Annotated in this window: 11 protein-coding genes; 2 read left to right on the forward strand and 9 right to left on the reverse strand. The window is 66.7% G+C overall.

Annotated elements, in window-relative coordinates:
* Nucleotides 1-3 precede the first annotated feature (3 nt).
* The 9 genes from AB4Z01_RS11045 to AB4Z01_RS11085 are packed head-to-tail and all read right to left on the reverse strand — an operon-like array spanning nucleotide 4 to nucleotide 5,228.
* Nucleotides 4-204 carry a hypothetical protein gene (locus AB4Z01_RS11045; protein WP_441693382.1) on the reverse strand — a complete coding sequence of 67 codons (201 nt, stop codon included), beginning with the start codon at nucleotides 202-204 and terminating at the stop codon, nucleotides 4-6.
* Nucleotides 201-512 (reverse strand): hypothetical protein, encoded by a 312-nt coding sequence (locus AB4Z01_RS11050; protein ID WP_441693384.1) that lies wholly within the window; start codon nucleotides 510-512, stop codon nucleotides 201-203. The genes AB4Z01_RS11045 and AB4Z01_RS11050 overlap by 4 nt, the downstream gene beginning before the upstream one ends.
* Nucleotides 509-742 carry a hypothetical protein gene (locus tag AB4Z01_RS11055; RefSeq protein WP_441693386.1) on the reverse strand — a complete coding sequence of 78 codons (234 nt, stop codon included), beginning with the start codon at nucleotides 740-742 and terminating at the stop codon, nucleotides 509-511. The genes AB4Z01_RS11050 and AB4Z01_RS11055 overlap by 4 nt, the downstream gene beginning before the upstream one ends.
* Complete coding sequence (locus AB4Z01_RS11060; RefSeq protein ID WP_441693388.1) at nucleotides 735-1,076, reverse strand: hypothetical protein; 342 nt, start codon at nucleotides 1,074-1,076, stop codon at nucleotides 735-737. Before AB4Z01_RS11060 ends, AB4Z01_RS11055 begins: the two co-directional genes overlap by 8 nt.
* Nucleotides 1,060-1,626: a hypothetical protein gene (locus AB4Z01_RS11065; RefSeq protein WP_441693390.1), complete on the reverse strand. Its 567-nt coding sequence runs from the start codon at nucleotides 1,624-1,626 to the stop codon at nucleotides 1,060-1,062. The genes AB4Z01_RS11060 and AB4Z01_RS11065 overlap by 17 nt, the downstream gene beginning before the upstream one ends.
* Nucleotides 1,626-2,393 carry an AAA family ATPase gene (locus tag AB4Z01_RS11070; RefSeq protein WP_441693392.1) on the reverse strand — a complete coding sequence of 256 codons (768 nt, stop codon included), beginning with the start codon at nucleotides 2,391-2,393 and terminating at the stop codon, nucleotides 1,626-1,628. The genes AB4Z01_RS11065 and AB4Z01_RS11070 overlap by 1 nt, the downstream gene beginning before the upstream one ends.
* Entirely contained in the window at nucleotides 2,393-4,480 is a 2,088-nt protein-coding gene (locus tag AB4Z01_RS11075) for a Mu transposase C-terminal domain-containing protein (RefSeq protein ID WP_441693394.1), read from the reverse strand. Before AB4Z01_RS11075 ends, AB4Z01_RS11070 begins: the two co-directional genes overlap by 1 nt.
* Nucleotides 4,477-4,929: a DNA transposition protein gene (locus AB4Z01_RS11080; RefSeq protein ID WP_441693396.1), complete on the reverse strand. Its 453-nt coding sequence runs from the start codon at nucleotides 4,927-4,929 to the stop codon at nucleotides 4,477-4,479. Before AB4Z01_RS11080 ends, AB4Z01_RS11075 begins: the two co-directional genes overlap by 4 nt.
* Nucleotides 4,926-5,228, reverse strand: a complete 303-nt coding sequence (locus tag AB4Z01_RS11085; RefSeq protein WP_441693398.1) for a helix-turn-helix domain-containing protein — start codon at nucleotides 5,226-5,228, stop codon at nucleotides 4,926-4,928. The genes AB4Z01_RS11080 and AB4Z01_RS11085 overlap by 4 nt, the downstream gene beginning before the upstream one ends.
* A gap of 160 nt (nucleotides 5,229-5,388) precedes the next feature.
* Here AB4Z01_RS11085 and AB4Z01_RS11090 point away from each other — a divergent pair, with 160 nt between their 5' ends.
* Complete coding sequence (locus AB4Z01_RS11090) at nucleotides 5,389-6,069, forward strand: S24 family peptidase (protein WP_441693400.1); 681 nt, start codon at nucleotides 5,389-5,391, stop codon at nucleotides 6,067-6,069.
* Between the two features lie 30 nt (nucleotides 6,070-6,099).
* Nucleotides 6,100-6,420: a hypothetical protein gene (locus tag AB4Z01_RS11095; RefSeq protein WP_441693402.1), complete on the forward strand. Its 321-nt coding sequence runs from the start codon at nucleotides 6,100-6,102 to the stop codon at nucleotides 6,418-6,420.
* Nucleotides 6,421-6,703: the final 283 nt, after the last annotated feature.

Below are 6,703 nucleotides of genomic sequence, written 5' to 3' on the forward strand. Positions count from 1 at the left end.
GTCTCAATTGGGGCTGCCCAGGCCCACGAAATGCGGGCCGTAGAGCACGAGGGTCAGGAGGGCGATCAGGATCAGGGTCTCGGCGATGAACTGCCGGGTGACCACGCGGACGCCATGCAGCCAGTAGGCGTGCCATGCGAGGCCGCCGACGAGACCGGACAATCCGGCCAGCCAGACGGCGAGGATCAGGAGGCCGATGGTCATGGCCGCACTCCCCGCCGACTCAGCCAGGCGGCAGCGAGCGCATGCATCTGCCTCCCGATCGGCATCCGCACCGAGCGCCCGTCTAGGATCGCCTGAGCGATCCGGTCGGCCGTCCCGTCGTCGATCACAGTTGCGACCTCGCCCTCGGGCGTCACATCGACAATGCCGGACAGAGTCTCGTTGCCGTTCGTCGCCGTCACGGCATAGCGATTGCCGCGCAGCTGCCGATAGGTCTGAACGATGCCGCGCACCGTTCCATGGCCCGCCAGCTCGAAGCTGACTTCACGGCCGATGAGGCGGGCCGTCACGGCACGATCCCCGCAGCTTCAAGACGGCGGGCCAGGTCGAGCGTCTTCTCCGACACGGCGACCGTCGGCCGGCTTTCAAGCGCGGCGGCCTCGATCTCCATGCTGCCGAGCAGCTCGATCATTCGCTTCACCTCGGCCTCGCTCAGCGGTTGGCGTGAGCTGAGGCGGGTGTCCAGCTTGCGCCGCATCGAATGCAGCTCGCGGGACAAGGGCGACAGCAACTTAACCACGGGATCTCTCCTCCTGGGGTTTGTTGGGGCAGGTTTGGCAGGCGCGCCAATGGGCGGCGGCGTGCGGGGCGTGGGTGGGACAGGGATCGAGCGCCAAGCGGCAACGGTCCCGCCGCACGCGCTCGGTCAGGAACGGGCACTCCACCTGATCGAGGGCGGCCAGCACCGCGGCCTCGAACCGGCTGGTGTCGGCGGCCGGGTATTTGCCGGAGAGGGCCAGGGACACCGCGGTGCGGCTGCGGCCGATGACATCGGCGACGGCTCGAATGCTGCCGCGCCGGGATGCCTCGGCGCGCAGCAGTGCCACCACGGCGGGGTCAACCGGCCTGGACATCGGCGGTCACCACGCGGCCCAGGTTGCGGTCGAAGATCGATCCGTCCCGCCGCACCAGCGGGCTGGCGGGGCCGGTGTCGCGGACCAGGCGATAGCGCTTCTGGCCGGTGTTGGGATGGGCAGCCACCCTGACCCGGCCGGTCAGCGGCACGAGATAGCCGGCGGCGACCAGCCGACTGATGTAACGGCGGATCGAGCTCTCCAGCGCCTTCCGATCGGTCTCCGGCTGGGCGACCGCTCCAGCCACGTCAGCGCGGCAGAACCGGCCGAGCTGCCGCATCGCCGCCCAGATGCGGTTCCGGGCCGTGGCATCCCAAGCCCCGCCCACGCCGGTGGGCGCCGTGGTCACCATCAGGGGCTCGACGTCTTCCGATCGGCCGCGCTCGGTCAGCCGGTAGCATCCCTCCGATGCGCGCTCGATCAGGCCGGCCGCATAGGCGCGCCGCAAGTCGGTGCAGGCATCGCGGTAGCTCTTGCCGAGCAGCCCCGGCAACTGGTCAATGGTGACGCAAGCGCCGGGTTCGGCCAGCGCATCCAGCAACGCGCGCATCAGGCCACCACCACCGGCGCGCCGGTCTCGCGGCTGTGCAGCAGCACCTGGCCGCGCATCGCCTCGACGCCCACCGCGGCGCCCGCTTGGCGTAGGCCGAAGCGCTCGATCGCCGCCACCGCCTCTTTCAGCTCGCGGATGTAACCGCCACAGGCGCGGTGAGTGTAAGCGATGAGGTCATCCTTGACCTCGACCTCGCTGATGCCGGCGATGACCGCTCGCACGTCATCCACGGTCAGTGGCTTGAACTCGACCTTCTGGCTGATGCGCGACGCCACCTGCGGATAGCGGTCCAGCCGTTTCCTGATCCGGTCCATCCCCACCAGCACGGTCGGGATCTCCAGGTGGTCGGTGATGTCGCGAATGCCCTCGATGACATCCCGGCCGGCGGCGACGGCGTGGTCGGCCTCGTCGATCAGGAGCACGGTGGTGGCGTGCCCGAGGCGGGCCGCTTGGGCCTGCCGTGCCGTCAGCGCCGCCACCACCGCCTCGAACAGCTTCGCCGTGTCGCGCGTCTGGGACGGCCGACCAGTGGCGGCAGCGTACATGTCCCGCAGGCACCAGCTATGGGTCCAGCCTTGCTTGGCGCGGACGTGGATCGCCTGATTCTGGACGCCCCACCACACGGCCGTCCCGGTTTTACCGAGGCCGGGCTCGCCATCGACCAGCATCAGGCAGCTTTCCGACGCGCCGCGGTTCTTGAGCGCGTTGAAGGCACCCAGCCAGGCCATGACGTTGGAGACTTTCGGGATAAACACGGGCTTCATCAGGCGGCCTCTCTGCACAGGGAATTCAGCGCCTCGACATCGATCGAGCAGGCGTCGAGGAGCAGCAGGAAGTGGGGGTCGGCCAGGCGGGGCTTGAGCCACGCCAGGTCGGCGGGCGTCGCCCGGCCAGGATTGGCAGCCAGCCAGGCGGCGAATTCGTGATCGGTGCCGAAGATCGGGCGCGCGGCCGCCTCGGCGGCGTTAGCGGGAGCCGGCGCCGGCGTCGCGCTAACGGCTTCCATCGCGTCCAGCTGCTGCCGGGCGGCGTCCAGGAAGAACTCGTCCACTGTCGTCCGGTGGGCGTGCTCGATCAGCGCCGGGCCGCCGTTCAACTCGGCCTCGACAACGGCGAGATCCCGGTTCAGGCGGTCGCGCCGACCCTTGGTGCGGATCTGCTGTTCCCGCTCTGCGCGGGTCAGCGCCGGCATGAACGGCACCTTGTTGCCGTCCAGCTTGGCGATGCCGACCAGGCGCCCGGCAAGGTCGCGCACCCACACCTGGCTCGCGTCGTGCAGATCGAACCCGACCTGGACGGTCTCGCCGTGGTGATGCTCCAGGTCCCGCAGGAAGTAGATGTTGGTCCACAGCTCGACCTGGCCGCGCCGGGCGACACGCTCGACGGTCGGGCGGAACAGATCCACCGCCTCCTCCGGCGCCAGCCGATCGATCATCGTGTCCGGTTGATCGCGGAGGAGCTTCTCCCACCGGTCCAGCGGCGACATGCCCAGCTCGCTATGGCGCCGGCCGTTGTATGCGGCGACCTGGGCGCCGACATACTCACGAAAGTCGTCGAAGGACATCAGCAGCCGCGACCGGCCGATCATCTTGATGTCGGCGCGGGTCAGCTTGTGGACGCGGTGCTTCGCCTCCTCGTCCATCTTCGCGCCGATATAGGTCGGCAGCTGCTTCGCGGCCCGGACCAGGCAGGACTGGTGGACGCGCTCGACCACGCCGCGGGCCTGCGAGCTGTACGGCAGCGAGTTCTCTTTGTGCACACCCAGCCGGGCCAGGAATCCAGTGTGCGGGCCGTCGAAATAGGCGTTGTTGAAGCCCTTGCCGCGGTCGACGTACCACAGCGCCGGCACGCCCCAGGACTCGCAGGCGTGGCGCAGGGCATCGGCAACGCCCCAGGTGTTCTCGACGATGCCGATCGACCATCCAACGATGACGCGGGTGGCGACATCGATAACTACGGTCACCTCGGGCCGGAACGGCTGGCCGTGGATCGGATGCGCGATCTCGGCGTCGAAGGTATGGCCGTCCGCGACATAGATCGCGGTCGGCCAAAGGTCGCCGAAATCGCGCGTGACATAGGCCCGCATCGTCTTGAGCTGGCGCGGCCCGATCCGGCCGCGGTTGCGGTCGATCACCGAGATCTGGCGGAGGAACCGCTTCACCTGGTCGTAGCTGGGGACGGCGACATTGGCCGGCAGCTCGTCCCGCAGCAGCTCCAAGCAATGGGCGATCGACAGCTTTTGGGGGCGCGCCCACAGCGACCAGAACGGCCGCACCCATTCCGGCACGATCGGTCGGGCCGACGCCGCCTCGCGCGGCGCCAGGGCAACGGCGCCGGCGGCGTCCCGTTCCTTGAACCAGTTGTACATGGTCGCGCGACACAGGGTCCGGCCGCCGCCTTTGCCGGCCCGAGCATTGGCCTGCGAAATCAGGGCCGCGAGATCGGAGCGGAGCGAGCCATCGCGCGCCTGTTCTATCAGGGCCTCGACGGCCTTCCCACGGCTTAGACCGGCAGCCAGCTGCAGCCGTTCCACCTCGGCCAGCAACGCCGCTCGCGCATCCATGGTCTCACGCTGCCAGGATTTGAGGTGATCAACCCGAACCGGCCGTAAATCGGGCGCCGCTGCCGCCGCAGCCGGTGCCTGCAGCGCGCGCCGGGCAAGAGCCTTGCGAGCAGCATCGGGAAGTGCCGAAATCGGATAGGCATAAGCCGGCCTTCCCCCGGTCGAGCCCTGCCTGGTCGCCGGAGCCCCGATGCGGGCCAGGTATTTCCGGACGTTACGCTCGTTGGTGGCGAGACCTGGCAGCTTGAGGTCTGCGATCTCGCGAGCGGTCAGCCATTGCTCGGTCATCGGCTGCCTCCGCGCACGGAGCGGCGCAGGCGCGCTTGGCGACGCGCTATCTCGGCTTTCTCCTCCTCCAGGATGCCCATTTCGACATACGGAAGATGGCGCCGATCAATCAGCGCCACGCCGAATTGCTCCAAGCCGATCGACAGCAGCCGGGCATCCCCGGTGACATGCGCCAGGGCGATCAGGCGCGGCCAGCTGATCACATGAGTGTCGCGGGCCGGGCTTGCGTAGGCGTCGAGCATTGCCTCGCTGACGGTCGCACCGAGGTAGCTCGACATCGCCTCGGCGACTTTGGCGCGGGTCTTGCCACATGCCTTGAGGCTGGTCGAAATGGCGCGACACAATTGTCCGTTCAGCGTCGCCGCACGGACGTCCTCTGGCGAATAGGCGATCTCGGCCGGGCTAGGCGCGGCGCCGAACAGGTCGGCCACTGCGCCCGGCTTGTTCACGCCAGCCTCCGCAATTGACGTTCGGCGGCTTCACGGCCCGTGCTACGGTTCCAGGGTCGCGATTGCGGCAGCCGTCGGCCTTCGGGCGTGAACCGATCCGGGAAAAGCGCCTGGACGGGGATCCCCAGTTCTTCGGCGATCGCAATCTCAATGCGCTCGGACGGCGCCATGAGGGCGATCGAGCAGGACTGGTGGCTCACCCCCAACCTGTCGGCGATCTTCCGCAGGCTCGACCCGCGCAGGCGAAGTTGACCGACGATCCACACCCGCCGCTCGGCGGGTTCTTTCGGGATGTTCATGCTTGAGGCCGCGTCTGACATGGCAAGCAAGGTAAGACACATCTGTCCGAGTGTCGAGGACAAAACTGTCTGCCCAAAAGGTGTGGGCGGGCCTCATTTGTCCCAACGCCAAAATTCGAGACAGATCAGTCTCTTAACCCCTTTTGGGCGCGACGACTAAATGCCGGAGCAGGAAACCGAAAGTGAGCGCGCCTTTCGGGCGCGCCTGCAGGAGCTGGTCCGGGACCTCGGGGGGACGTCAGCAGCTGCGGCGTTGACGGACAAATCCGTCAAGCAAATCAGCCGCTATCTTACAGGCGAGAGTGAGCCGCCATGGACATTTGTGTCCATCATCGCCGAACGAGCAGGGCGACCCATTGAGTGGCTCGCCACCGGCCGGGAACCCAATGATCCTGTGCCAACCCGAGCTGTGGCGGTGGAACAGGATGAGGTGCTTGTTCCGCTATATGACGTTGCGGTGGCCGCCGGCAGCGGGCGGCTGATCGACGACGCTTTCGTCGTCGAGCACATTCCCCTGCCACGGCACACGGTCGCTGAAGCCGGCGGAAATCCTGGAACCCTCGTCGCCTTTCGGGCGGAGGGGCAATCCATGAATCCGACCATTCGGCACGGTGAAATTATTATCTGCGATATGTCAAAGAACAATGTCCGGTCGGATCTTGTCTATGCATTCCGCATGTCAGGCGAAATGAGAGTGAAGCGGTTCCGTCTGGGCGTTCGGCATCTTCTTGCCTTCTCGGATAATCGAGATTTTGATCCGGAAATGCTGGACGTAAAAGAGATCGAGGACTTTGAAGTGATAGGCCAGGTGCTCCTGGTCTACGGTCGGCACGTCGCGTAGGCGCTGGTTTAGGAGGGGCGAATGACAACAATGATTCTCGCGGTAATCGCCGCGGTCCTCCTGTTCGGAGCTGCGGCAGTCGTCTCTGTGGTGCGCGGATTTCTGATCGCCCTGGGGATCGTCTCCGCCGCTATCGCCTTGGGTTTGGGAGTTCGAGCGCTGACCGGGTCGGACGCCGCGGCATTCCTGGTGCCCTCCGCGGCCCTTGTCGCGCTTGCCCTGTGGGCGAAGCGGCCGGGGACGACGACATCGACACCAGTAGCATCAGCCGAGTGGACGCCGGAGGAACAGCTGCGCCTCGCCCAAGGCACGACGCTTAAGGATCTCCAGGCTCGCTCAAAGCGGACCTGATGTCAGCCAGTCGGTCTAAAATTGACCGCCCAATCCGCGCATTTTCACGCATTCCGTCCAAAACCGATCCGGAAGCTGCGCTCGTTGAGACGATTTCTATTTCAATGGGTTAGGGACGATTTTTGGGTTCTATGACCGTCTAAAACTGATCACCCCCCTATACCTGCACCCGGAAGGCCGACCCGACGCCCAGCGCCTGGATCTTGTCCTCGATCAGCCGCTTGACCGACTGGTCCAGCGACCGTTGCACCTCGCGGATGCACACCGCCCGCAGCGGCGCCGC

Origin of the sequence: Inquilinus sp. YAF38, assembly GCF_052113205.1 — a bacterium.
Taxonomy (GTDB): Bacteria; Pseudomonadota; Alphaproteobacteria; order DSM-16000; family Inquilinaceae; genus Inquilinus.